At 61.0% G+C, this 23,430-nt stretch carries 23 protein-coding genes; 8 read left to right on the top strand and 15 right to left on the bottom strand.

Annotated elements, in window-relative coordinates; genetic code table 11:
• Positions 1–11: 11 nt before the first annotated feature.
• On the bottom strand, positions 12–950 hold the full coding sequence (gene metF / locus L4923_RS20970) for a methylenetetrahydrofolate reductase [NAD(P)H] (RefSeq protein WP_239368734.1): 939 nt from the start codon (positions 948–950) through the stop codon (positions 12–14).
• Positions 950–1,957, bottom strand: coding sequence for an ArsR/SmtB family transcription factor (locus tag L4923_RS20965; RefSeq protein WP_239368732.1), 1,008 nt, complete (start codon positions 1,955–1,957; stop codon positions 950–952). Before L4923_RS20965 ends, metF begins: the two co-directional genes overlap by 1 nt.
• A gap of 115 nt (positions 1,958–2,072) precedes the next feature.
• Here L4923_RS20965 and tsaA point away from each other — a divergent pair, with 115 nt between their 5' ends.
• Both tsaA and L4923_RS20955 read left to right on the top strand, forming a co-directional pair.
• Entirely contained in the window at positions 2,073–2,579 is a 507-nt protein-coding gene (tsaA, locus tag L4923_RS20960) for a tRNA (N6-threonylcarbamoyladenosine(37)-N6)-methyltransferase TrmO (protein WP_239368730.1), read from the top strand.
• Positions 2,576–2,890 carry a DUF2293 domain-containing protein gene (locus tag L4923_RS20955; RefSeq protein ID WP_239368727.1) on the top strand — a complete coding sequence of 105 codons (315 nt, stop codon included), beginning with the start codon at positions 2,576–2,578 and terminating at the stop codon, positions 2,888–2,890. The genes tsaA and L4923_RS20955 overlap by 4 nt, the downstream gene beginning before the upstream one ends.
• 4 nt (positions 2,891–2,894) lie before the next feature.
• Here L4923_RS20955 and L4923_RS20950 read toward each other — a convergent pair whose 3' ends face one another.
• Both L4923_RS20950 and L4923_RS20945 read right to left on the bottom strand, forming a co-directional pair.
• A complete protein-coding gene (locus L4923_RS20950) occupies positions 2,895–3,662 on the bottom strand; it encodes an SDR family NAD(P)-dependent oxidoreductase (protein WP_239368725.1) in 768 nt (255 codons plus the stop codon).
• A gap of 40 nt (positions 3,663–3,702) precedes the next feature.
• A complete protein-coding gene (locus tag L4923_RS20945; RefSeq protein ID WP_239368723.1) occupies positions 3,703–5,208 on the bottom strand; it encodes an amino acid permease in 1,506 nt (501 codons plus the stop codon).
• A 230-nt stretch (positions 5,209–5,438) separates the two neighbouring features.
• Here L4923_RS20945 and L4923_RS20940 point away from each other — a divergent pair, with 230 nt between their 5' ends.
• Both L4923_RS20940 and L4923_RS20935 read left to right on the top strand, forming a co-directional pair.
• Positions 5,439–6,269, top strand: a complete 831-nt coding sequence (locus L4923_RS20940; protein ID WP_239368721.1) for a helix-turn-helix transcriptional regulator — start codon at positions 5,439–5,441, stop codon at positions 6,267–6,269.
• Between the two features lie 13 nt (positions 6,270–6,282).
• Positions 6,283–6,762 (top strand): Lrp/AsnC family transcriptional regulator, encoded by a 480-nt coding sequence (locus tag L4923_RS20935; RefSeq protein ID WP_239368719.1) that lies wholly within the window; start codon positions 6,283–6,285, stop codon positions 6,760–6,762.
• Positions 6,763–6,899: 137 nt separating this feature from the next.
• Here L4923_RS20935 and L4923_RS20930 read toward each other — a convergent pair whose 3' ends face one another.
• From L4923_RS20930 to L4923_RS20925, 3 genes are all read right to left on the bottom strand, one after another.
• Entirely contained in the window at positions 6,900–9,287 is a 2,388-nt protein-coding gene (locus L4923_RS20930; protein WP_239368717.1) for a tetratricopeptide repeat protein, read from the bottom strand.
• Positions 9,288–9,456: 169 nt separating this feature from the next.
• Positions 9,457–9,585: a hypothetical protein gene (locus L4923_RS30970; protein ID WP_275448507.1), complete on the bottom strand. Its 129-nt coding sequence runs from the start codon at positions 9,583–9,585 to the stop codon at positions 9,457–9,459.
• 91 nt (positions 9,586–9,676) lie between these two features.
• A complete protein-coding gene (locus L4923_RS20925) occupies positions 9,677–10,165 on the bottom strand; it encodes a peptide deformylase (RefSeq protein ID WP_239368715.1) in 489 nt (162 codons plus the stop codon).
• Positions 10,166–10,440: 275 nt separating this feature from the next.
• On the opposite strand from L4923_RS20925, the gene L4923_RS20920 reads away from it, so the two are divergent.
• The gene (locus tag L4923_RS20920; protein ID WP_239368713.1) at positions 10,441–11,391 is read left to right on the top strand and encodes an aminotransferase class IV; all 951 of its coding nucleotides are present in this window, start codon (positions 10,441–10,443) and stop codon (positions 11,389–11,391) included.
• A 54-nt stretch (positions 11,392–11,445) separates the two neighbouring features.
• Here L4923_RS20920 and L4923_RS20915 read toward each other — a convergent pair whose 3' ends face one another.
• The 4 genes from L4923_RS20915 to ettA all read right to left on the bottom strand — a co-directional run bounded on the left by L4923_RS20915 (position 11,446) and on the right by ettA (position 16,054).
• Positions 11,446–12,045: an MOSC domain-containing protein gene (locus L4923_RS20915; RefSeq protein WP_239368711.1), complete on the bottom strand. Its 600-nt coding sequence runs from the start codon at positions 12,043–12,045 to the stop codon at positions 11,446–11,448.
• Positions 12,046–12,150: 105 nt separating this feature from the next.
• Positions 12,151–13,272: a beta-ketoacyl-ACP synthase III gene (locus tag L4923_RS20910; protein WP_239368806.1), complete on the bottom strand. Its 1,122-nt coding sequence runs from the start codon at positions 13,270–13,272 to the stop codon at positions 12,151–12,153.
• Between the two features lie 214 nt (positions 13,273–13,486).
• Entirely contained in the window at positions 13,487–14,251 is a 765-nt protein-coding gene (gene tam / locus L4923_RS20905; protein ID WP_239368709.1) for a trans-aconitate 2-methyltransferase, read from the bottom strand.
• A gap of 153 nt (positions 14,252–14,404) precedes the next feature.
• Positions 14,405–16,054: an energy-dependent translational throttle protein EttA gene (ettA, locus tag L4923_RS20900; RefSeq protein WP_239368707.1), complete on the bottom strand. Its 1,650-nt coding sequence runs from the start codon at positions 16,052–16,054 to the stop codon at positions 14,405–14,407.
• A 296-nt stretch (positions 16,055–16,350) separates the two neighbouring features.
• On the opposite strand from ettA, the gene L4923_RS20895 reads away from it, so the two are divergent.
• Positions 16,351–17,349, top strand: a complete 999-nt coding sequence (locus tag L4923_RS20895) for an MBL fold metallo-hydrolase (protein ID WP_239368705.1) — start codon at positions 16,351–16,353, stop codon at positions 17,347–17,349.
• Between the two features lie 6 nt (positions 17,350–17,355).
• On the opposite strand, the gene L4923_RS20890 is transcribed toward L4923_RS20895, so the two are convergent.
• Complete coding sequence (locus tag L4923_RS20890) at positions 17,356–18,285, bottom strand: LysR family transcriptional regulator (protein WP_239368703.1); 930 nt, start codon at positions 18,283–18,285, stop codon at positions 17,356–17,358.
• Positions 18,286–18,591: 306 nt separating this feature from the next.
• Here L4923_RS20890 and L4923_RS20885 point away from each other — a divergent pair, with 306 nt between their 5' ends.
• A complete protein-coding gene (locus L4923_RS20885; RefSeq protein ID WP_239368701.1) occupies positions 18,592–20,181 on the top strand; it encodes an ABC-F family ATP-binding cassette domain-containing protein in 1,590 nt (529 codons plus the stop codon).
• A 22-nt stretch (positions 20,182–20,203) separates the two neighbouring features.
• Here L4923_RS20885 and L4923_RS20880 read toward each other — a convergent pair whose 3' ends face one another.
• Both L4923_RS20880 and ftrA read right to left on the bottom strand, forming a co-directional pair.
• The gene (locus L4923_RS20880) at positions 20,204–21,109 is read right to left on the bottom strand and encodes a GNAT family N-acetyltransferase (protein WP_239368699.1); all 906 of its coding nucleotides are present in this window, start codon (positions 21,107–21,109) and stop codon (positions 20,204–20,206) included.
• Positions 21,110–21,187: 78 nt separating this feature from the next.
• Complete coding sequence (ftrA, locus tag L4923_RS20875) at positions 21,188–22,168, bottom strand: transcriptional regulator FtrA (RefSeq protein WP_239368697.1); 981 nt, start codon at positions 22,166–22,168, stop codon at positions 21,188–21,190.
• Positions 22,169–22,252: 84 nt separating this feature from the next.
• On the opposite strand from ftrA, the gene L4923_RS20870 reads away from it, so the two are divergent.
• Positions 22,253–22,648 carry a rhodanese-like domain-containing protein gene (locus L4923_RS20870; protein ID WP_239368695.1) on the top strand — a complete coding sequence of 132 codons (396 nt, stop codon included), beginning with the start codon at positions 22,253–22,255 and terminating at the stop codon, positions 22,646–22,648.
• Between the two features lie 117 nt (positions 22,649–22,765).
• Here the strand turns inward: L4923_RS20870 and L4923_RS20865 are convergent, their stop codons facing one another.
• Positions 22,766–23,416: a TetR/AcrR family transcriptional regulator gene (locus tag L4923_RS20865; RefSeq protein ID WP_239368693.1), complete on the bottom strand. Its 651-nt coding sequence runs from the start codon at positions 23,414–23,416 to the stop codon at positions 22,766–22,768.
• Positions 23,417–23,430 lie beyond the last annotated feature (14 nt).

Genomic DNA, 23,430 nt, shown 5'->3' with positions numbered 1-23,430 from the left:
CAGCCTTTCACCTACGCTGCTGCCGAACCCGTATTGGGCTGACTTACCGGCACTTCCGACGCCTGATGCGCGCGGATGCCGATCATATGGCAAATGGCAAAGACAAGGTCGGAACGATTCATCGTGTAGAAATGGAAATCGCCAACGCCCCGCTCCACGAGATCAAGCACCTGTTCCGCGGCAACCGCCGACGCGACCAGCATGTGCGTCTGTGGATCGTTGTCGAGCCCTTCGAAGCGCTCGGCCAGCCAGGCCGGCACATGGGCGCCGGCGCGTGAGGCGAAATTCGCCACCTGGCGGAAATTGTGCACCGGCTGGATGCCGGGCACGATCGGAATATAGATGCCGGCGCGACGTACCCGTTCGACATAGCGCTCATAAAGATCGTTGTCGAAGAAGAACTGGGTGATCGCACGCTTCGCGCCATTGTCCACCTTGCGCTTCAGCATCTCGATGTCCGTGGCAAAGTCCGGGCTCTCCGGATGCTTTTCCGGATAGGCGGCGACGGAGATATCGAAATCGGCGATCGCCTTCAGCCCACTGACCAGCTCGGCACCGTTCTGGTAACCGCCGGGATGCGGCGTGTAGGCTTGCCCGACACCTGAGGCCGGATCGCCGCGCAGCGCCACGAACCGCTTGATGCCGGTGGCGAAATAATCGCGGATGACTGCATCCACCTCTTCGCGCGTGGCACCGACGCAAGTCAGATGGGCCGCCGCCGGAATGCCGGTTTCATTGAGGATCCGGCGCACCGTGCGCGCCGTACGCTCGCGGGTCGAACCGCCAGCACCGTAAGTGACAGAAACGAAGTTCGGCTTCAACGGCTCCAGCCGCTTCACCGTCTCCCACAACCTGGCTTCCATCTCGTCGGTCTTCGGCGGGAAGAACTCGAACGAAACCCTGATCTTGTCGCCAATGTCGGGGCGGCGGGAAAAACGAAACTGGTTCATCAGGCAATTTCCCGCACGGATTGGGTTTCAGGGTTGGGATCGGCGATCAACAGGCGGCGATCTCGTCCAAGCCACAGCTTGACGGTGAGCTTGGAGTCCGAGCCGCCGCGCGGCTCGAAATCCTGGCTTTCCTCGAGATCGAGCCCGGCCTCGGCAAACCAGTCGGCGATCTGCTTGTCGGAAAAGCCGAGGCGCTGGTGCGCGTGCTCGTCGCGCAGGAATTCCAGCGTATGCGCGGCGAAGTCGACAATGATCAGCCGTCCCGAGGGTCGCAGCAGCCGCGCCGCGGCACGGATCGCCGGTGCCGGATCGTCGAGATAGTGCAGTACCTGGTGAATGGTGATCAGGTCGAAGGAATCCCGCTCGACCGGCGGCGAGAAGATGTCACCCTGGCGTACCTGCGCGTGGGCGACGCCCGCCTTGTCGAGATTGGCACGCGCCACCGCCAGCATCTCGCGCGACATGTCGATCCCGACGCCACGTCGGTAGAGCGGCGCAAAGATTTCGAGCAGACGCCCAGTGCCGGTACCGAGATCCAGCATGGACTGGAACGGCCGCTTGCCGACCAGCTTGAGGAGTGCAGCCTCGACTGCGCGTTCCGGCACGTGCAGCGAGCGTATCTCGTCCCAGCTTGCCGCGTTGGTCGAGAAGTATTCGGCCGCACGGTCCTGCCGCTTGCGTTTCACTGTCGCCAGCCTCTCGAGATCCCGCTCGATCTGCGGGTCTTCGGCGCGGATCCCGGCAATCAGCCGCAGCACGAAGTCGCGTGAATTGTCCAAATCCGAGAGACGGAAGAACGCCCATGAACCTTCCTGGTAGCGACCGATGAGCCCGGCCTCCAGGAGCAGCTTGAGATGCCGCGAAACGCGTGGCTGCGACTGGCCGAGGATTTCCGTGAGGTCGGAAACGGTCAGGTCGCCACGCGCCAGCAGCGCCAGAATGCGCAGCCGGCTGGATTCGGCAGCGGCCTTCAATGTATCTACCATCGTGTCGAGCGCGACATGCATAGCGGCATTCCTCGAAAAGATATAAACATATGTTTATGTCAAATTCAGAACCAACGCAATTGCCAATGTCGTTCGGCGGCCAGAAAATGGCGCAGCCTTTTGCGGGAAATGATCGATGTTCGAAATGCGTGGCGGCGAGGAAGTGCTGAAGCAGGATCCGGCCGGGTTGCCACCCGATGGTCCTATCGTCTTCATTGGCCGCGTCCTCTCGCCTTGGAAGGAGCGCGAGAACTGCCCCAAGAATATGCGCGCCGCACGCGAGACCGGCCAGCCGGCCTCGCTTTTGATCGATCAGCCCTACCGACCCGGTCTCGCAGGCCTTCAGCGCGTCAGCCACATCTACGTGTTGACCTGGATGCATCATGCGCCGCGGAATCTGATTGTGCAGAAACCGCGCCATGCAACGGAAGCCAAAGGAGTTTTTGCGCTACGCTCCCCTGCCCGGCCGAACCCCATCGGCCTGCATTCGGTGCGGCTGATTTCGTTCGACGTCGAAACCGGACGGATGGAGCTCGATGCCATCGATGCGCTCGACGGTACACCGGTGATCGACATCAAGCCCTACTTTCCATCGGTCGACGCTTTGGCCGATGCGCTTATGCCGGATCGGAATGACAAATGAACGCACCGACCGGCCGCCGCCGCGCCATCGCCAAGGCGCTCACCGCGCTTCTGCCGCTGGCACCCTATGCGGATATGGAACGTATTCGCGCCGATGCCGGCGCGGTGCATATGAAAACCTTGCCGCCCGGCATAGCGGTGTGGCTGGCCACCATCGCCCATGTCCGCCATCAGCATACCGATTACGAAAAGCTGCTGGCGGAGGGTTACGATCGCGACTCGGCGCGTTTCTTCGTCGTCGACCAAACCAACGAAGTGCTGACGCGCTGGCGTGCCACGCGCCTGCTCGATCCCGACGACGACGAAGACTAGCTGCTCATATCGCTGTGAAGGCGTTGTCTACGAACAGATGCGCGCCGTTGACGAAGCTCGATTCGTCGCTGGCGAGAAACAGTGCCGCCTTGGCGACCTCCTCCGGTTCGCCGATACGCCCCTGCTGGGCGGCGATTGCGGCTTCCGACACATCGACGCCGAGGTTTTGCAGCTCCGCCACCTCGCGCAGGCCGTGCGGGGTACGGACGAAACCGGGACAAACCGCATTGCATCGGATGTTCCTGTCGCGGAACTCGACGGCAATCGCCCGCGCGAACATGTGGCAGGCGCCTTTCGTGGTATCGTAAAGCACTTCCATCGGTGTTGCTGCCACGGCCGAAATCGACGAGGTACAGACGATAGAACCGCCGCCGGCCGAGATCATCCCCGGCAGCACGGCACGCGTCATCAGGAACATAGACCGCACGTTGACGGCGTGCAGCCAATCCCACTCGGTCACGGTGGTTTCCAGGAACGGCTTGATGACGATGGTGCCGGCATGGTTGAACAAGACCGTCGCAGGCCCAAAGGTTTCCGCGGCTGCCTTTACGGCAGCCTGGACTTCGGCCTCGTCGGAGACGTCAGCCACGAAATAAGTAGCCTTGCCGCCGGCTGCCTCGATCTCTGCGACCGTCGCAGCCGAAGCTTCCGCGTTGCGGTCGACGATTGCCACCCTCGCTCCCTCGGCAGCGAACAGTTTTGACGCAGCCCCGCCCATGCCGGTCGCGCCGCCCGAGACGATCGCGACCTTATCCCGCAGTCTTCCAGTCATGTTCTTGTCCTTGCTATGGCTTTGCCGGTTTTACCGGGTCTCATTCCGCTGGTTGGCCGCGCATACCGCCCGTCACGGCAAACTCCTCTTCAGGTGACAGCACCAGGCGGTGCCGGCGATAGAAGGCGAAATAGGCGAGGCCAATGGCATACCAGACAGCCGCTGCGATCGCCGCCCAGCGATAGAGCGGATCGAAGAACTGATAACCCAGCGTGATCAGGCAGATCAGGATCGTGGCGTAGGCGCCGAACCGGCCGAACGGGCTGACGAAAGGCCGCTCGATCGCGGCATAGAGTTTGCGCAGCTTCAGGAAAGCAATGCTCTGCATCACATAGGAGACCATGCCCGCAAAGACGATCATCGAGACCAGGAACCCGCCCATGAAAGCGACATTGTGCCGGCCCCCCAGGAACCAGACAAGCAGCAGCATGAACAGGGCGAGAGCCGAACCCGCGGCAAGCGCGATGTTGGGCGTCTTGGTGCGGGCATTGGTCACCGACAGCGCGGTCGGCAGATAGCCGGCACGCGACAGCGAATAGATATTGCGGCCCGAGGCAAAGGAGCCGGCAAAGAAGGAAGCGGCGAGCCCCAGAACCGCCACCGAGGCCAGAAGCTTCGCCCAGCCGTCACCGAAAATGATACGGAAGCCGTCGAGCAGCGGTTCGCCAGACGAGCCCATGGCATGGGCGCCTTGCGGAATGGAAGCGCTGAAGAACAGCACGCCGAGCGCCAGCGCCGCCAGCGTCAGGATCGACAGGATCAGCGCTCGCGGCATGTCACGCGTCGGGTTCTTCGCCTCCTCGGCGGTGAGCGGCAGTTGTTCGACGGCCAGGAACATGTAGACCGCGAAAGGCAGCGACAGCATCACGCCGGTGAAGCCGAAGGGCAGCCATTCGCCATTGCCTTCCGGCAGCAGCGTCGACCCCTGTGGGCCGGCCGCGATGTTGAGTGCGTAGCGGGTGAAGTCCAGATGCGGGATGGCGACGATGAAGAAGAATAGGAGCACGGCGATCGCCGCGACGGTCACATAAATGACGACCCGCATCGAAAGTTCGAGGCCGCGCAGCGACAGGCCCAACATGACAACGTAACCGCCGACCCACCACAGCGGCAGCGCGCTTTCCGGCGTGCCGAATATGGCTGCGAGATAAGAGCTCATGAAGAACATGTTGGCAGCAGGCGCCAGCACGAACTCGATGTTCTCGGCAAGGCCAGTGGTGAAGCCACCCCACGGACCCAGCGCCGTGCGCGAAAAGGAATAGGCACCACCCGTATGCGGCAGCGCGGCACTCATCTCACCGATGGAACAGCAAAGGCAGATATACATGAAGCCGATGATCAGCGCCGCGAGCAGCAGGCCGCCGAAACCTCCTTGTGAGAAGCCGATGTTCCAGCCCGAATATTCGCCGGCGATGACGGCGCCAACGCCCATCATCCAGAGCGAGAACAACCCAGCATGCCTTTGCAGCTGGCGTTGCTCGAAATAACTCTGGTCCACCGTCTGGTATGTGACGCCGGCGGTGCGCCCGTCCGAACTCTTGCTCATGCTTGTCCCCTCTTTCAAAGAGGGTTCTCCCCAATCACTGTCGATTGGTCCTGGCCCTCCCATGGTTATCCGGCATAGTTTCAGCGCCGCGCAGGGGGTGAAATATCCCCAAAGGGATATGGCTTAAGGGATAGGCAGACGCCGAAGTTCGCTTGAGTTGGATATCAAGCGAACCTCGGAGACGGGACGCTGGAACATGATGGCAGACGATCCGTCGGACGGGAGGTTCGATGGCAATGAATGATCAGACGGCACTTGCAACCTGGCATGCAGCGACGCCGGAGTTGGTGGCGCATCTCGGCAAGCCGGGCTTCGCCGAGCGGCTGGATGCCGCGCTGCGCACTGTCGCGCCCTTCGACCTGTCCTGCATCTTCGCTTACCCCGGTCGCGAACGCCCTTCCCTGCTCCACGACGGACTGGGCGACGTCTCTTCCCGGCAGATCATGCGCAACTATCTCGACGGCACCTATCTGCTCGATGCCGTTTATTCCGCTTGCCTGCGCCGTGCGCCGCAAGGCCTGCATCGACTGGCCGACCTGGCGCCGGATGCCTTCTTCCAAGCCGAATATTACAATTCGCCGGACGTCCATCCCTGCATCTCGATGGAAACCGGCTCGCTGAGCGAAGAGATTGTCTTCCTGACGCCGCTGCAGCCCGGTTTCTATCTTGCCTATTCATTGTTGCGAGCAAATTCCAGCGTCACGTTCTCGGCCGCCGATTTCGACCACCTGCAACAGACCGCGGCGCTGGTCACGATGCTGATCAGCCGGCATTGGGAGCATCTTGCGCCTGACGCAGCGGCCGAACCCGGCCAGCCGCACGATGCCGACGACGTCGAGCGCGCGTTCGCCACCTTTGCGCCGTCGCGGCTGACCCGACGCGAGCAGACCATCGTCAGCCTGGTATTGCGCGGTCATTCATCCATGTCGATCGGACGCATTCTCGGCATTGCCGAGGGCACGGTGAAGATCCACCGCAAGAACATCTACGCCAAGCTCGACATCTCCAGCCAGACCGAGCTGTTCAACCTTTTCATCAAACATCTGCTGAGCGAACGCTGAAGCAAGGGATGCAATGGCCACCAACATGCCCCATACGCCGTTGGATGATCTCGATCGGCGCATCCTGAACGCGTTGCAGGAGGACAACCGGCTTTCTTTTGCGGAACTGGCAGAGCGCGTCGCCTCTTCCGCCGCCTCGTGCATGCGCAGGGTGCGGCGGCTGCGGGAAGAAGGCGTCATCGTTGCCGATATCGCGTTGGTCGATCCGCAGGCGGTCGGCAAATCGCTGACGGTAGTGGTCAATATCGAACTGGAGAGCGAACGGCTCGACCTGATCGACGCCTTCAAGCGCGACATGCGCAGCGCCCCCGAAGTGACGCAGTGCTACATGGTGACCGGCGACGCCGATTTCGTGATCGTCGTCGTGGTGGAGGATGTTGCTGCATTCGAGACCTTCACCAAGGAGCGGCTCTACGCCAACCCCAATATCCGCAAGTTTCGGTCCATGATCATGCTCGACCGCGTGAAGTTCGAGGCACGTGTCAGGTTCTGACAGCTCGAGCCGTTGTCACCGCAGCTTGTTCAAGTCCCGAACGGCGCGAAGTTATGGGGTGATGCGCGGATGGCCATTTCCGTAGCGTGGCAGGCAACGTTGCAAGGAGAGCAAGCGAACACGCATCAGTCCAGCGATTAACCCATTCGTTGCCTGCGCCAACGCTCCAGCCGGCGCGTCATGCGCTGGAAGTGGTCGAGCGAGGCCAGCGCCAGATCAGGCGCGCCAGGCTCGATATCCCGAGCGTCCTGGTGGTTCTTGTCTTGATAGAGATAGCAAAGAACAGGTCGGTCTTCGGTTTCGGCGATCTGATAGCGGTAATAATAGAAATCGCTGGCCTTGGCGGGTCTAGCGGGATCACCATCCCGCAAGCGGTCGAAGCAAAGGCTGAGTTCCTGCCGACCGTTGATGAGCGAACGCTGAATCTGGCAGATGCCAAGATGAAGCCATTGGCCATATCCATAGCCGGCGGCCTCGAGTTCAGCGAGAAGCGCCTCGATTTGCTCAAGAGTTATTGTCTCACAGAGATGCCGCCAAATCTTGTCCGCTCTTTGGTAGCGTTGCAGGAATTGCGGCCAGAAGATCTCGATCTCCGTTTCGTCGGCACTCTGAAGTGCATCGGCGTCAAGCGAGCCCATGGCGGAACGGATTAGCTGCACACGCTGGTTGACCTTGCGGCCGCCGAGGCGGCCTAGCCATCCGGCCGGCTCCTCGACCAGACCAACCTGCCAGGCAAGGCCGCCCGGCTCTGCTTCGCGTCGCGCTTCGATGTTGACGGGACAAAAGGGATCGCCGTTGGCTGGCGCCAGATAGCGCGTGACGACGAAATGCCAGTCTTGCTCATCGTCCGCTGCCAGCGTGAGAGCGCCATATCCCGAATTCAACGGCACGCCATCATGAATTTTCCTCAGGGTTTCGAAGTCAGGACGCTTGGTTGCGACCGGCGTCGCCGGCGGCTCCTGCGGAATGAGCGCCTGCCTGCAGCGCTCCGCCTCGGCCGGATCACCGTGGTCCGTCCACACCCTGGCGAGAAAGCCCGCCATGTTCGGGGTCAGACGATCAGAGGTCCTGAGCCTGTGCGAGATCTCACGCAACAGATCGTCCTGCCCTTGATGCGCGGCTGCCTTTGCCGCCCGCAACACCAGCCCGATCTGGTTCTCTTCCTCGTCGAACTCGAGCCAGCTCGTCTCGAACGCCCAACACCAGTCGGAAAATTCATCATAGAGGGCGATCACGTCGCCATGGCGTCCGAGCTGCTCATAGGCATAACCGATACCATTCAGTTGTTTTTCATATCTCCAATTCCTGCCGAAAGCCCTGCGCAGAACTTCATAGGATTCGATCACACCCGCCCATTGGCCAGCATGGAGCTGGTTTTGCAGCCGGTTGCCGTATTGCTCCCAAAAGGGCGAGACTGCCCAGCCTTTGTCGTGCCAGGCTATGCCCTCCAGGTAACGCTCCTGGTCGATGCCCCACGATGAGCCGAGATTGTTGCACAGCATTGCATAGACGTGCGGATCGGTATCCTCGCTATTGCCTTCTCCCGTCTTGAAGTAATGTTCGAAACGTTCTGCGCCGAGCTTGTAGACCTCAGCCTCCACCCGACGGGCACGTGCGAAATCATCGGCACCGGCATATTGCCCCTCTTGCTGCAATTCCTCGATGAATTCCGCGACGTCGCAGCCTGCCGCATAATAATCGCGTCCGCCCGCTTCGGGGGTGCGCTTCCACACGATCTGCTCCAGGCCATGGGCCCGCCCCATATGATGGTTGAGCTGCGCGCGCCAAACCTGTGCCCTGGGGTCGCCGCCAAATTCGAGGTAACGATCGAGATCGGCGGAAGCACCGTCGAGATCACCCGCTATGGCACGCGCCCTGGCCCTGATGCGCCATGCCAGGGGCTGGTGCTGGACACGCTGGAACATGGCCTCGATGCGCTCCTGTCTTCGCGCCGGAACGGTCAAGGTCGCCCGCATGCGTGCGAGCCATACCCAATCATGGTTGTGTTCGTCGCCCAGGGCCGTCGTGGTTTCTAGAATTTCGGTGGCCAGGCCAACGTCGGCGTTGCTCCTGAACATGACATCGTACCAGAGGCGCCCCGCGGTACCGAATTCGCCATCCTCCCAAAACCATCTCGCAGCCGTCATCCAAGTCGTATGATCGGCGAAGCTGCCGATCCTGGTCACCGCTTCAAGGACCAGCCGGCGCGCCTCTTCCCTGCGGCCGATCGCGCGGCAGATCCCCGCCTGCCAAAAGAGCGCGAAACCAAGTTTTTGCCAGCGATGCGGGCTTTCGGGCTGCAGGGCAAGGATTGCGGTCTTGTATGGCTCGAATGCAACCAGGGCATCCTCACTGCGCCCTGTTTGGTCAAGCAAGCGGATGCGCCACTCCAATATGTCCGTATCGCCCGGCTCGCCGACAAGATGAGCTTCCGCGAGCCGCAATGCTTCCGCCACCCCATCCTCCTCACGTGCGAGATCGCGCAGGATCTCGCTCAACTCACGTGAGGATTTGTCGTTCTTCATGATTTGAACTTTCCGATGCTCTTCATATGCCTGATTTTAGAACGGGCCGTCAGGTTGAGATCTGACGCGAAATAAAGAGGCGGGCAATGCTTCGGTCTGATGCTTCTCTGGAAAAGCCATCGGTGACAATCTCTACGACGAAATGTCGCGAACCCGGAATCCCACTCGATCATTCATCGCCGGAAAAGGCGATCCGCAACATGTCGGGCGTGCTGCGCTCGACCTGAAGCGAGCGCGGCCCAAGCTCGAAGCGGACGCGTTCGATGCGCGGCGCAACTACCGAGGGTACCGTGAACATTTGTGGCCGTTCGATCTTGCGCGTTGAGTGACGTCAACGCTTACGGCCAGCGCGACGACTGGCTGATGCCGTTCAACCAGGTCGCCCCCGTTCACCTGTCAACTCCACCCCTCCCTCCCTCCGACACGGTTCGGTCCACCATCAATATCCCATCGAGATGATCCACCTCATGTTGCACCAGTTCGGCAAGGTCGGGTTCAAGGCGCTCGAAGACGCGGGCTTGGCCATCGAGGTCAAGGCATTGCAATGTGACGGAACGGCTGCGCATCACGGGCACTTTCCGCCCCGGAATGCTGAAACAATCATCCAGAACGGAAAAAGCCTCCTCGGAGCGCCAGGTGATGTGCGGATTGACGGCAACGAAGCTTCCCAGTCGGCATTCGAAGGCAATCAGCCGCCAGGGTGAGCCGATCTGCGGTCCGGCCAGACCACGGCCGAAACCGAGCCGCCCCTTGAGGTCGGCCAGCGTGTCGGCAAGGTCTATCGCATCCGGCCGCCAATCATGTTTGGCAAGGTCGACTGCCAAGGCGACTTGCCGCAGCCGCGGATCGCCAATCAGAACAACCTCCCTCACTGGCATCGCCTGCCTCCTCTTCAGCGATGCCAAGCATAAGACAGCCCCTGAAGACGCATGCGCCAAAGAAGGCCGGGTGGTGAAACATATGCGCTAACGCCAAGGCGGCTTTGAAACGATCGTTGCGCTGATCGTTGCGTTTCAACCGCAGTATCGTTTTGATCATCTTGCGAGCACGTGGCCTGCCATTTTGGCGAGAATGGCGCATCGTTTGCAGGCATCCTCCGTCCGAAGATGACGTTGGAACATCAAGCCGCTGCGACGGCCCGGAGGAGACGACCATGGACCAGACCGCAAGCCCTTTGCCTGTCCTTGAAAGCCGTCATGTCGACCCGCACAGCTATCCCGCCGGGGTCGCCTTCCTCGACGGGCAATACCTGCCGATGTCGGAAGCCAAGATCTCGGTGCTCGACTGGGGCTTCCTGCACTCAGACGCCACTTACGACACCGTCCATGTCTGGAACGGCCGCTTCTTTCGCCTCGACCTGCATATAGAACGCTTCTTCGGGGGCATGGAGCGGCTGCGCATGTCGATCCCATTCACGCGCGAACAGGTGACGGAAATCCTTCACAATTGTGTGGCGCTCTCCGGCCACCGCGCCTCCTATGTCGAGATGCTCACCACCCGCGGCGCCTCCCCGACATTCAGTCGCGATCCGCGCGATGCGATCAACCGCTTCATGGCTTTCGCCGTCCCCTTCGGCTCGGTCGCCAATGCCGAGCAGCGCGAGCGCGGCCTGCATGTCGCGATCAGCAACCGCATTCGCATCCCGCCTGCTTCGGTCGATCCGGAGATCAAGAACTACCACTGGCTCGATCTGGTGCGTGGCCTTTACGATGCCTATGACAGCAAGGCTGAGACCGCCCTGTTGCTCGACTTCAACGGCAACGTCGCCGAAGGCCCAGGCTTCAACGTCTTCGCCGTCAAGGAGGGCAAATTGTCAACGCCGGCAATCGGCGTTCTCGCCGGCATTACTCGGCGTACGGTTTTCGATCTCTCGGGTGAACTCGGTCTCGACTGCAACGCTGTCGATGTCAGCGTGACGGCGCTCAAAAGCGCCGACGAGGTTTTCATCACCTCCACTGCCGGTGGCATCATGCCGGTGACGAAGATCGATGGTGGCCTGATCGCCGACGGCAAAGTCGGGCCGATCACCAGGAAGCTGGAAAAACTGTACTGGGATAAACACGAAGACCCAGCCTGGTCCAAGCCGGTTAGCTATCCAAGCTAAACCGGGCTGCGCGCTCTTCCCGTACCGCAGTCGATTCTGCCGAAGACAGCTCTCTCAACTCCGATAAATCCACTGATCGGGAACGCGCACTGAAATCTCCTCGCCGGCCTCGATAACGCCGGGCTTTTCAACCCAGGCGACCAGCCCGCGCAAGCGCTTCGCCACCTTGGGAAACAGAAGAGAGCCGGCATCCTGGTCCTCCATGCGGGCGTTCCTGGCAATCGAGCGGCCGGCAAGACGGCAAGGGTTGTTCTGCGCATCGATCTTCAGTGTAACACCGCCGGCAAAGAACAGCAGCGTCGCCGAAGGCAGCATCGACAGGTTGGGCAGGCCGTCGATCACCAGATTGGCACCGATCCATTCTGGCTTTATCTCGGCAAGCCCCATGCGCTCGGCCACCACAGCCAGTTCGTCGAAGGCAACGATCGATACCTGCCGCTCGTTGCGGATTTCGGTGCCGCGCGGATACCATGGTTCCCGCCCGCCGGAGCGGCGGGTTTGACCACCATGGAAATCACCGGGGATGCCGTCGAAACCAAGCTCCAGCCGCTCCACCGCCCTTGTCTGGAAATCGTCGGACGACGCAACGTAAAGGCCGGCGACTTTAGCGCTGAGTTTCTTGCCCGGCACGATTTCAGGCTGTGTGTCGAGCATGGCTTACTTGTCCGCGGTTCAATACAGGGCGCAACCTACTGTAACGGCATGGCCGGTCCAGTCGAAAGCGCTGATGAACTGATGAAGGATATTGATACAGCCAGTCTACTGCATCTCCAAAAGCGCACCACCGATCGAATAGCCGGCGCCGAAGGCGCAAAGCAGGCCGAAATCGCCCGGCTTCATATCTGCATGGTTTTCACTGAGCGCGATGATTGCACCGGCGCCGGCCGTATTGCCCAGCCGCTCCAGCACCATCGGCGCGCGGTCATGCCCCACTTCGTGGCCGAAAGCGAGTTTCAGGATCATGGCGTTCATGCGCGCATTGGCCTGGTGCAGCCAGAACCGGCGGATGCCTTGAGGCGTCAGCCCATGCTCGGCCAGGAATTCGACAATGAACTTGTGGCCGGCGACGGTGACTTCCTTGAACACCTTGTTGCCGACTTGCTTGATCATGTTGCCCTCGAGGTCGATCATGTAAGGATCGTCCTGCGTGGTGCGGGTTAGATAGCCGAGATTGGTGCGGATGTTGGACGACATCTGCGTCCATAGCCGGGTGTCGAGTACCTCGAAACGGCCAGGCCGGGTCTCCCCTTCTTCGATCGCTTCCACCACCATCGAGACGGAAGCGTCGCCGAAGATGAAATGCGTCTGGCGGTCGCGGAAATTGAGATGGCCGGTGATGATTTCGGGCGTCGTCACCAGTACCTTCTTCTGTGCGCCCGAGCGCACCAGATTGGTCGCCACATGCAATGCCGCAGCGGCAGAGGAACACCCCAGCCCCATATCGAAGCCGGCGCCGCTGGTACCGAGCGCCTCCTGCATTTCGATGGCGATTGCGGGATAAGGACGCTGCAGGTGCGAAGACGAGACCATCACCAGGTCGATCTCGCCCGGTTCCGTTCCGGCATGAGCCAGCGCCTTGCGCGCCGAAGCTATGCCGAACTCCGCCTGCAGCGACAGCGCGTCGTCCGGGCGCGCCGGCAGCCGCGGTGCCATACGCGTCGGGTCGAGAATACCCGCGCGTTCGACGACATGGCGCTTCTTGATGCCTGACGCATGCACGATGAAATCGGCGTCGGATTTCTGCAGAGGCTCCGTACCCGTTTCGGCCCGCTTGACGTTTTCCAGCTCGACCCAGGCGTTGAAACTTTCGACCAGTTCGTCATTGGTGATCGATGCTTCGGGGATTTCGACGCCGATGCCGCTGATGATGACGCGATGCATGTCCAACTCGTTTTCCTGGCGGCGGGGGGCCGCGCTGCCACCGGCATCCTGGGAAACGATGCGGCCGGCTTTTCTATGCGGTTTACGCTACCTTCCGTTGCGAAGCGAGCCTTTCCTCATCCCGCGCCGCGCATAGCTGTTGACGCTGCGTCCGCCCTGCAGACAGCAAAACAATAGCGACGCCAGCTAAATTGTCGGCCGGCAGACTGCAATGTCAGCGGGTGGCGACCATGAACAGGCGCGGGAAGCGCAACAGCACCTTGCCATCCACTGTGGGCGAATAGGCTTGTGCGATCTTTGCCGTGTAGTGGTCGAGGAACTGGCTCTTTTCCACCTCGTCGAGCGGGTCGAGAAAGGGCTTGAGGCCGGTGGACTTCACCCATTCCACGATCGCGGCAGCATCGGCCAACGGATGGTTGTAGATCGTGTGCCAGATGTCGAGTCGCCCTGCATGCGGCTTCAGCCTGTCATAATAGAACGAAACCGATGGCAGTGGCGCGCGTGCCGCCTTTGCAAGTTTTTCGGCGAAAGGCATCGAAGACGCCGTCTCGCGCATCAGCCTGTGTGACGGCTCATCCATATTGTCGGGCATCTGGACGGCAAGCGCCCCACCGGGTGCGAGCAGGCCCAAAAGCCTTTGCAACACCGAGGGATGCTCGGGCAGCCACTGGAACACCGCATTGGCAAAGATGACATCCACCGGCTCGGCAGGGGTCCAGCTTCCCGCGTCGGCAAGCTCGAAGGAAAGCTTCGGCAGCCGCGCCTTGGCTTTTTCGATCATGTCAGGCGACGTGTCGAAGCCGATCACCTGCGCCTCTGGCCAGCGTTCGGCCAGAAGTTCGGTGGAATTTCCTGGTCCGCAACCGATATCGACCACGCGGCGTGGGGTTGCGACAGGCACCTGCGCGAGCAGGTCCCGCGCCGGCCGCGTCCGCTCGTCCTCGAATTTCAGATAGAGCGAAGCGGACCAGTCTTTCATTGTGCGAACTCCAATCTGAAGCAATTCCTGCAAAACCATGCTGCGGTTTGCGTCCGGAATTGCAGGGAAGCAGGATGAGCATTGGGGGCAGTTCTGTTTGCCCAGAACGCTCGAAATGAAAAACGCCCCGCTTTGGGCGGGGCGTCGGTATTCTTATCGCGTCAGTCTCTTGTAGGTCATCCGATGCGGATTGACGGCCTCCGGGCCGAGACGGCGGATCTTGTCCTTCTCATAGTCTTCGAAGTTGCCCTCGAACCATTCGACATGGCTGTCGCCTTCGAAGGCCAGGATGTGAGTGGCCAGGCGGTCGAGGAACATACGATCGTGGCTGATGATGACTGCGCAGCCGGCATAGCTTTCCAGCGCGTCTTCAAGCGCTGCCAGCGTTTCGGTGTCGAGGTCGTTGGTTGGTTCGTCGAGCAGCAGCACGTTGCCGCCGGTGCGCAGCATCTTGGCCAGGTGCACGCGGTTGCGCTGACCGCCGGACAGGTTGCCGACCTTCTGCTGCTGGTCTCCGCCACGGAAATTGAACGACGAACAATAGGCACGGGTGTTGGCTTCGAACTTGCCGAGCTTGACCACTTCGGCGCCGCCGGAAATCTCTTCCCACACGGTCTTGTTCGGATCGAGCGCGTCGCGGCTCTGGTCGACATAGCCGAGCTTGACCGTCTCGCCGATGCGGATGGTGCCGGCATCCGGCTTTTCCTGGCCGGTGATCATCTTGAACAGCGTGGTCTTGCCGGCGCCGTTCGGGCCGATGATGCCGACGATGCCACCGGGCGGCAGCTTGAAGGTCAGGTTTTCGATCAGCAGCTGGTCGCCGAAGCCCTTGTTGAGATCGGCAACCTCGATGACCACATTGCCGAGGCGCTCGCCGTGCGGGATGACGATCTGCGTATCGGTCGGGCGGCGGTTGTTGGCCTGTTCGAGCAGATCCTCGAAAGCCTTGATACGCGCCTTGGACTTGGTCTGGCGAGCCTTGGGGGAAGACTGGATCCACTCGCGCTCGCGGCCGATGGCGCGCTGGCGGGCGTCGTCTTCGCGGCCTTCCTGCTTGAGACGCTTGGCCTTGGCTTCCAGATAGGCGGTGTAGTTGCCTTCGTAAGGAATGCTGCGACCGCGATCGAGTTCAAGGATCCAGCCGGTCACATTGTCGAGGAAGTAGCGGTCGTGGGTGATGAGCAGCACGGCGCCCTTGTAGGCGCGCAGGTGCTTTTCAAGCCATGCCGTGGTCTCGGCATCAAGATGGTTGGTCGGTTCGTCGAGCAGCAGGAGATCAGGCTCGGAGAGCAGCAGCTTACAGAGCGCTACGCGGCGGCGTTCACCGCCCGACAGCTTGGTCACGTCGGCGTCCTTGGGCGCGCAGGCCAGCGCTTCCATCGCCATCTCGACCTGCTGTTCGAGATCCCACAGGTTGAGACGATCCATGTCATCCTGGAGCTTGGCCGATTCATCGGCAGTCTCGTCGGAATAGTTCATCATCAGCTCGTTGTAGCGCTCGATGATGGCCGTCTTCTTGGCGACACCTTCCATGATGTTTTCGAACACCGTCTTGTTCGGGTCGAGATGCGGTTCCTGCGCCAGGTAACCGACGGTCGCGCCCTCGGCCAGCCAGGCTTCGCCCGTGAACTCCTTGTCGAGCCCGGCCATGATCTTCAGGATCGTCGACTTACCGGCGCCGTTGGGACCGAGAATGCCGATCTTGGCATCGGGGTAGAAGGAGAGATGGACATTCTCCAGCACCTTCTTGGTGCCGTAGGCCTTCGAAAGGCCGGACATGTGATAAATAAACTGGCGTGCCACGCGCGCTTTCCTTGGATCGAACGGATTGGAAGCCGAATTGAACGGAGGTTGCGCGCTATGTAGGCGATGGCGACCGAAACGGCAATCGTTAAGGGCTCGAAAACGCCGACCTTCTTTCATGCCAGGTTCTGTGGTTTGCCGGACGAGTTGGAACAGCTCAGCCTGTTTTGCCGAGAAACGGAACGCTGCTCGTTCAAGGTATCAACGCGATCTATCGGTCCAATCCATCGTTCCGATTTCAAGCGCGCGACCGGTGCGCATAGCTGAGGTCCATCGATAACAGAGGACCTTTGCCCATGAACCGTCGCTCTCTCCTTGCCGCCATGGCGCTTAGCCTGCTTGTCGGCGCCGCCATGCCAGCCTTTGCCGAAAACAGCGGCACGCAAGCGTCAGCTTCCTATGCCCAGGCCGCGGACTCCTATTCTTTCCCCCTCGGCGACATCGAGATTATCGCACTGTCCGACGGCACGGTTCCACAGGACCTGCACAAACTCCTGACCCGCACGTCACCGTCGGAGGTCGATGCGCTGCTCGACCGTTCCTTCCTAGCCAATCCTGTCGAAGCGTCGATCAACGTCTATCTGCTGCGCGATGGCGAGCGACGAATCCTCGTCGACACGGGTTCGGGGTCGCTCTTCGGGCCAGGTTTTGGCGGCAAGCTGCGTGACAGCCTCGCCAGCGTCGGCGTCAAGCCAGAGGACATCACCGATATCCTGATCACCCATATCCACACCGATCATACAGGTGGGCTGGTCGACAGCGGCAAACCTGCTTTTGCCAATGCAACAGTGCATGTCGGGGCGCCGGATCTCGACTTCTTCCTCACCCCGGCCAACGCTCAACGAACCGGTTACGACCGGCGCTATTTCGATGAGGCGGAAAAAACGATCGGCGTTCTGGCCAAGGCCGGCAAGGTCAAAACCTTCGCCGAAAACGAAACCATCCTTCCCGGGATCGTGGGAAACCTCCATCCCGGACACACCCCAGGCAGCGCCTTCTTCACCGTTTCGAACAAAGGACAATCCATCGTCTTCGTCGGCGACACGATCCATGTCGAGTCGGTGCAGTTCCCGAAACCGACGATCACCATTGTCTATGACGTGGATCCTGATCAGGCGGCAGCCGTACGGGAAAAGATGTTTCCCAGCTTCGCTGATACGCGACAGTTGATAGCCGCACCGCATCTGCAGTTCCCCGGTGTCGGGCATATCCGCGCCGAGGGAAACGGCTCTTACAGCTGGCACCCGGTTGAGTACCGAAACCGGGGTGGAGCAGCCGGTCAACAGTCGGATTAACGTCGGTCAGTTCATCGAACGGCCTTGCGCCTTTGCGGTCAGGAAAACCTGCTCGCGCAACCACGTATGGGCGGGGTCGCCGCTCATACGCTGGTGCCAGAAGGCCGACAGTTGAAAGCGTGCAAGCTCCAGCGGCGGCTCGAAGAGATCGAGCGACGATGTGAAACGCTGCAGGAAGCGGCGCGGCAAAGTGCAGATGCAGTCGCTGTTCATCAGGACGAGCGTGGCGAGCGCATAGCTCTGGACTGACACGGTCACCCGTCGCTCACGCCCGTGAGCTTCGAGCGCTTCATCGACCATGCCGGTGAAGTTGCCTCCGGACGCTGAGATGAGCAGGTGATCAAGCGAGCAGAATTCGTCGAGATCAAAAGGCCGCTTTCCCCTTGGATGGCCGCGGCGCTGCGCCGTCACGAATTCCTCATCGAATAGGGTGCGGCCGACCAGACCGTTGGTGACGCATTCGGCGAGGCCGAGATAGAGATCGACTTCGCCCTCCTCGAGTGAGGCCGCGATACGCGGCTTGTCCGGGAGTACAAGCGCGATACGGATGTTCGGCGCCACCTTGCTGAGGTGCGGTATCAAGTCCGGAGCGAGGATCGCCGCCGGATTGTCGGTGGCAGCGATGCGAAATACGCGCTGGCTGGTCGACGGATCGAAAACCTGCGCCGCATTGGTGAAGTCGCGCAATCGTTCGATGAGTTTGGTCAGTTCCGGCTGCAGTGCGGCGGCATGGGATGTCGGTGTCATGCCGCGGCCGGACGTTGCCGGCGTCAGCAGCGGATCGCCGAATATCTGCCGAAGTCGCATCAGCCGCGCAGAAAGCGCCGGTTGCGTGATACCCAGCCGCGCAGCGGCGTGGGTGACGTTGCGGTCACGTAGCAAGGCGTCGAGCGTTAGGAGCAGGCCTCCATCGATTTCAAGCAGACGTTCGTGCAAAGCAATTCGCCTTTCGAAGTGGTCGGATCAACGATTGCCGGCAGTTTTCAAGCATGGCCGTCGAGGTTGTCGATCCGTCAAATAGGCACTGCGGGACGGCGATTTAAGCCTGGGCCGACGTCAGAGACGCAAAGGATCGCGGCGGCATGCGCTCGCCTCGACATCCCGTTCACCCCAATCTCGCGGCGAACCCTTGTTCTTTCGGCAATGTCACCTAGATTGGCACGGAATAGCGCCTCTCGGAGTTCTCAGACATGTAATTGATCCTCGCTGCCCTCGCCATTTCGGTCACGCAACGAGTATCCCATGTCTGCATCCATTTCGCTTACCGGCCTTGGCTGGTCCACGCCCGACGGCGTCCCGCTTTTCACCAATATCAACCTGAGCTTCGGGCCCGAACGCACGGGGCTTGTCGGGCGCAACGGCACCGGCAAGACTACTTTGCTGCGCTTGATCACGGCATCACTTCCACCGCAAGCGGGGACAATTCAGGTTCACGGCACCTTGGGATTTATGCAGCAGGAGATTCCAACGCTGTCCGGCGCAACCGTCGGCGACCTCTTCGGCGTTTCGCCCGCGCTGGCGGTCCTGGATCGCGCGGAGACTGGAGAAGCCAGCACCGAGGAACTTGCCGATGCGGACTGGACGTTGCCGATCAGGATGGAAACAGCGCTTCTCCGCTGCGGACTGGACGCGGAGGCCAAGACGCCACTCGCTGCCTTGTCGGGAGGCCAACGCACGCGTGCTAGCCTTGCCGCCTTGATTTTCCGGGAACCGGATTTCCTGCTGCTCGACGAGCCCACGAACAATCTCGACCGCGCCGGACGCCGTGCGGTGATCGATCTTCTGAGGGGCTGGCGCGCCGGTGCGATCGTTGTCAGCCATGACCGTGAATTGCTTGAAGAGATGGATGCCGTCGTCGAGCTCAATACACTCGGCGCCACGCGCTATGGTGGAAATTGCAGCGCCTATCAGCGGCGCAAGGCCGAGGAACGCCAGGCAACCGAGCGTAGATTGGCGGACGCCGAAAAGCACCTTGCCGAGACGGAGCGCAGCGCTCAGCAGGCGCTGGAGCGCAAGGCTCGCAAAGACAGCTCAGGACGCAAATCCCGTGCACGCGGGGATCAGCCGAAGATTCTGCTCGACGCCGCAAAAGGACGCTCGGAAGCATCGGGCGGCGCGAATGCACGCCTACGGGACATACGACAGGACAGGGCTCAAGATGCCGTGTCGTCGGCCAGGCAGCAGTTCGAGATCTTGCAGCCAATCCGGATGGATATCCCTTCGACGGGTCTCCCCTCCAGCCGACAGGTTCTCAAGCTCAATGCCGTAACAGGTGGCTACGACGTCGCACATCCGGTTATCCGCGACCTGTCGCTCTCCGTCACCGGGCCCGAGCGCATTGCAATCACCGGACCCAACGGTAGCGGAAAGACGACCTTGCTTTCGTTGATTGCCGGCGAGTTGAATCCGCAAGGTGGCAAAATCGATCTCAATGTTCCCTTTGCTTTCCTGGATCAACGTGTCGACATGCTCGACCCCGATCGATCGCTGAGAGACAACTTCCTCCGCCTCAACCCCGACGCAACCGAGAACGAATGCAGGGCCGCGCTGGCACGCTTCCGATTTCGGGCCGACGATGCTCTTCAGGAAGTGCGGGCACTGAGTGGGGGGCAAAGACTGTGTGCCGGCCTCGCCTGTGTACTCGGTCGGGCCATACCGCCGCAGCTGCTGCTCCTCGATGAACCTACCAATCACCTCGACCTGGATGCGACAGAGGCTTTGGAGGCAGCATTGACCGCATATGACGGAGCAATCCTGATGGTCAGCCACGACGAAGTGTTCCTCGCAAACATCGCCCTGGATGGAAGGCTGGATCTCGGGCCGAAAAGCTGACGGCTGCCTTCTGCCATCGATCTTATCGGACGGTCTTGATCTGCGGCAGGTCGTGCGAGAACGGCTGAAAGCCGACACCGTAATACATGTTGCGGGCAGCCGGGTGAGCCGGTGCGCCGAGGCATGCGACCAGCATGAGCTTCGCGCCGGCCGCTTTCGCCAATTGCAGGCCGTACGCCTGCAGCGCAGTCCCCAGGCCCTGCCGCCGGAAAGCCTGGTGTGTTCCGACGGGCTCGAATTCAGCGGTCTGTGTCGCGTCGTCCAACCAGATGATCGCGGTGGCGGCCAATGTGCCGTCCGGCGCCTCGACAAGCAGGTGAAGATCGCCGCGATATGGCCAGGTGTGCTGGACACGCTCGAAGGCAGCCTCGCTGAAACTCGACGATTGCCAGGCGTCCCGATGTGCCTTGACGGCGTGAGCCGGCGACACATCCTTCGCCATCACAAAACGGAAGCCGTCGGGCAATACCGGGTCCGGAAGGTCGGTCAGTTCGCGCCTGTTGAATTGCACCCATGAGCCGTCGTCCGCTCCGGCTTCCGCGTCGAACACATATCCATGTCCCGGAATGATGGCCTGTGCCGCCCTATCCGCTGACTGTATCGCCAGCAATTGATCGACGCCGCCGGCGGCTTCGTCGTACCAATCCAGGATTTCATGCAGCAGTTCCGGTTGATCGGGGTGCGTCTGCCAGATCAGGTTTGCGGCGCGGGCCTCGCGGAACGTCCCATCTCCGCGCGGTATGCGATGAGGAAGATGAACCCATCCCCACGCAGCCAGCTTGCCGTCGATCAACCACAACCGGTGTCGCCAAAACGGGCTGAGGGCATCGAAATCCTTGCTCCAGACCCAGGCAAGTTCACCAACAGTCGCGTCGGCGTTGAGCAATTCCGGCCGCAAGGCGGTGACCTGCTGGGCCAAACCCTGCATCAGTCGAATCTCTGGCGGTCCTGGTGCTAGCATGTGCAGCACCCTGGCAAGACAACCTTCTCGAAGCAACGCGAGTGTTCACGCCGGCTCTGCCATGAAACGCGCACGATATTCAGTCGGGCTGATGCCCATTTGCCGGCGAAAATGATGCCGCAACGTATGAGCACTGCCAAAGCCGACGGTTTCGGCAATGTCCTCCATGTTCAGGCGTTGCTGACACAGCAGTTGCTTGGCCCAAGCGACACGTTCCTCCGTCAGCCACTCGCCGGGTGATGTTCCGGTCGCCTCGGTGAAGCGGCGCAGGAAGGTTCGCATGCTCATCGAGCACTCGGCAGCCATATCCTCGACAGTCCACCGTGTTTTGAGGTTGACCCGCAACTTGTCCAGAAGCGGCGCGACATCCGAGCTCTTGCGTTGTGATACCGGGCGCTCCAGAAACTGCGCCTGCCCACCCGCGCGGTGCGCCGGCATGACCAGCCGTCGTGCGACGGAATTTGCCGCAGCGGCACCGAAGTCCCTTCTTACGATCTCGATCATGAGGTCAATGCCGGCGGCGCTGCCGGCGGAAGTGAAAATGCGGCCATGATCGCGATAAAGCGATGTGTCATCGACCTCGATTTTCGGGTAGCGGCGACGAAGCTCGCTGGCATAGCGCCAATGGGTGGTGGCCGAGCCGCCATCCAGAAGCCCGGTTGCCGCCAGGACGAAGGCGCCGGAACAGATCGATGCCAGCCGCGCGCCGCGTGCATGAGCTTCGCGAAGCCTTCGGCAAAGCGGCTCGGGAACCGGAGTTTCGGCGCCCTTCCAGCCCGGCACCACGATGATGTCGGCCTGATCGATCAGGTCCGGTGTGCCGTCTGCCACCAGGGTGAAACCGCCATGGGCCCGTAGCGGCCCATCGTCGACGGGACAACTGGCGAACCGGTACCAACCCGGACCCATTTCCGGCCGCGCGAGACCAAAAATCTCCGCGATGATCCCGAATTCGAACGTGCACAGGCCATCATAAAGCAGTGCGACGACAAGCGGACCCGATGTACTGGATGAACCATTTGGCATGATCTTTACGTATATTGGCATTCACGCCAATTGCAAGAGAACCTCCTTGGGCACGATAACGGCCGGACACAACAGGAGACCGCCATGCCAACCGCAGTAACTGCCACCAGGCCAGCAGCCAGCGACCGCGCCAGGGAACATTTTTCCGCCGAATTCGAGTTCGAGACCGACTGCTCGGATGTTCACGACGCGCTGTCGCAAGGTGCGGATTTCGTGCTGCTCGATGTGCGTAGCCCAGCGCTTTACGCGAAAGGCCATGTGCCAGGCGCAATCAACCTTCCCCATCGCAAGATCATCCGCTCCAAGATGCAGCAATGGAGTGAAGACACCATCTTCGTGACCTATTGTTCCGGTCCGCACTGCAACGGCGCCGCCCGCGGCGCGCTTCGGCTCGCGGATCTCGACAGGCCGGTCAAGATCATGAGCGGTGGGCTTGCGGGCTGGGTCCACGAAGGCTTCGAAGTGGTAACGGGTTCCTGATCGTGCACGGGGAACGGTGCTTCGTCGGCCGATTGACAGCCGCAAAACCGCCAACCGATCGTCGAAAACGTTTATAGGCGGGTCAACAGCATCGTGCGAAGATGGCTCAGCTTCACGTCAAGTGGCCGTCCCAGTCGGGCTTCGAAAGTTGCGCACCTGTTCAAGCGCCAGGCGCGCGATTGCGTGAAGCTCCGCCTCTGAGGCTCCGTCCCGTGCCTGCACGGACATCCCTTGAATGATCGCACCGATGAAACGCGCCAGGCCGGCAACGTCTGTTTCCTTTCGCAACTGACCGTCCGCAACACCACGCTCGATCCGCTTGCGCAGTGCGGTGAGCGTGGTATCCCGTTGCTGCGCGACCATCTCCGCAACAGGCTCGTTCTCGCGTGCGCAGGTCAGCACAGCGGTCGAGATCATGCAGCCCTGTGGACGACCGGGCCGGGAAAATTCCGTCGCGGTTTCCGTCAGCAAGCGCTCGAACGAGCGGATAACATCCGGCTCACGCAACGCAGCCGGGGTGAACGCACCGATCTGGGATTGATACCAGCCTAGAGCTTCACGATAGAGATCGGCCTTCGACGTAAAGGCCGCGTAGAGGCTTTGCGGGGTGATGCCCATGGCGGCAGTGAGATCCGCGATCGACGCGCCCTCATAACCATATCTCCAGAATGTCTCGCCGGCCAACGCCAGAACCTTGTCGCGATCGAAAGCCCGCGGTCGGCCACGCGAGCGGGATTTGGCTTCATCTCTATTTATCACAACGATCACTCTTGAAATGCACC

The organism is Terribium retamae, assembly GCF_022347545.1.
Classification (GTDB): Bacteria; Pseudomonadota; Alphaproteobacteria; order Rhizobiales; family Rhizobiaceae; genus Mesorhizobium; species Mesorhizobium retamae.
The sequence above is the reverse complement of the archived record's forward strand: the minus strand, read 5'-3'. Positions and strand labels throughout refer to the sequence as shown.

Bases quoted from the DNA above. Each gene is read 5' to 3' on its own strand.
- L4923_RS20930 (WP_239368717.1), bottom strand. From the start codon at position 9,287: ATGAAGAACGACAAATCCTCACGTGAGTTGAGCGAGATCCTGCGCGAT.
- L4923_RS20870 (WP_239368695.1), top strand. From the start codon at position 22,253: ATGCCAACCGCAGTAACTGCCACCAGGCCAGCAGCCAGCGACCGCGCC.
- L4923_RS20950 (WP_239368725.1), bottom strand. From the start codon at position 3,662: ATGACTGGAAGACTGCGGGATAAGGTCGCGATCGTCTCGGGCGGCGCG.
- L4923_RS20895 (WP_239368705.1), top strand. From the start codon at position 16,351: ATGAACCGTCGCTCTCTCCTTGCCGCCATGGCGCTTAGCCTGCTTGTC.
- L4923_RS20880 (WP_239368699.1), bottom strand. From the start codon at position 21,109: ATGCAGGGTTTGGCCCAGCAGGTCACCGCCTTGCGGCCGGAATTGCTC.
- L4923_RS20965 (WP_239368732.1), bottom strand. From the start codon at position 1,957: ATGCATGTCGCGCTCGACACGATGGTAGATACATTGAAGGCCGCTGCC.
- metF (WP_239368734.1), bottom strand. From the start codon at position 950: ATGAACCAGTTTCGTTTTTCCCGCCGCCCCGACATTGGCGACAAGATC.
- L4923_RS20955 (WP_239368727.1), top strand. From the start codon at position 2,576: ATGAACGCACCGACCGGCCGCCGCCGCGCCATCGCCAAGGCGCTCACC.
- L4923_RS20915 (WP_239368711.1), bottom strand. From the start codon at position 12,045: ATGCTCGACACACAGCCTGAAATCGTGCCGGGCAAGAAACTCAGCGCT.
- L4923_RS20925 (WP_239368715.1), bottom strand. From the start codon at position 10,165: ATGCCAGTGAGGGAGGTTGTTCTGATTGGCGATCCGCGGCTGCGGCAA.
- tsaA (WP_239368730.1), top strand. From the start codon at position 2,073: ATGTTCGAAATGCGTGGCGGCGAGGAAGTGCTGAAGCAGGATCCGGCC.
- L4923_RS20885 (WP_239368701.1), top strand. From the start codon at position 18,592: ATGTCTGCATCCATTTCGCTTACCGGCCTTGGCTGGTCCACGCCCGAC.
- tam (WP_239368709.1), bottom strand. From the start codon at position 14,251: ATGAAAGACTGGTCCGCTTCGCTCTATCTGAAATTCGAGGACGAGCGG.
- L4923_RS20920 (WP_239368713.1), top strand. From the start codon at position 10,441: ATGGACCAGACCGCAAGCCCTTTGCCTGTCCTTGAAAGCCGTCATGTC.
- ftrA (WP_239368697.1), bottom strand. From the start codon at position 22,168: ATGCCAAATGGTTCATCCAGTACATCGGGTCCGCTTGTCGTCGCACTG.
- L4923_RS30970 (WP_275448507.1), bottom strand. From the start codon at position 9,585: ATGTTCACGGTACCCTCGGTAGTTGCGCCGCGCATCGAACGCGTCCGC.
- L4923_RS20935 (WP_239368719.1), top strand. From the start codon at position 6,283: ATGGCCACCAACATGCCCCATACGCCGTTGGATGATCTCGATCGGCGC.
- L4923_RS20945 (WP_239368723.1), bottom strand. From the start codon at position 5,208: ATGAGCAAGAGTTCGGACGGGCGCACCGCCGGCGTCACATACCAGACG.
- L4923_RS20910 (WP_239368806.1), bottom strand. From the start codon at position 13,272: ATGCATCGCGTCATCATCAGCGGCATCGGCGTCGAAATCCCCGAAGCA.
- L4923_RS20940 (WP_239368721.1), top strand. From the start codon at position 5,439: ATGGCAATGAATGATCAGACGGCACTTGCAACCTGGCATGCAGCGACG.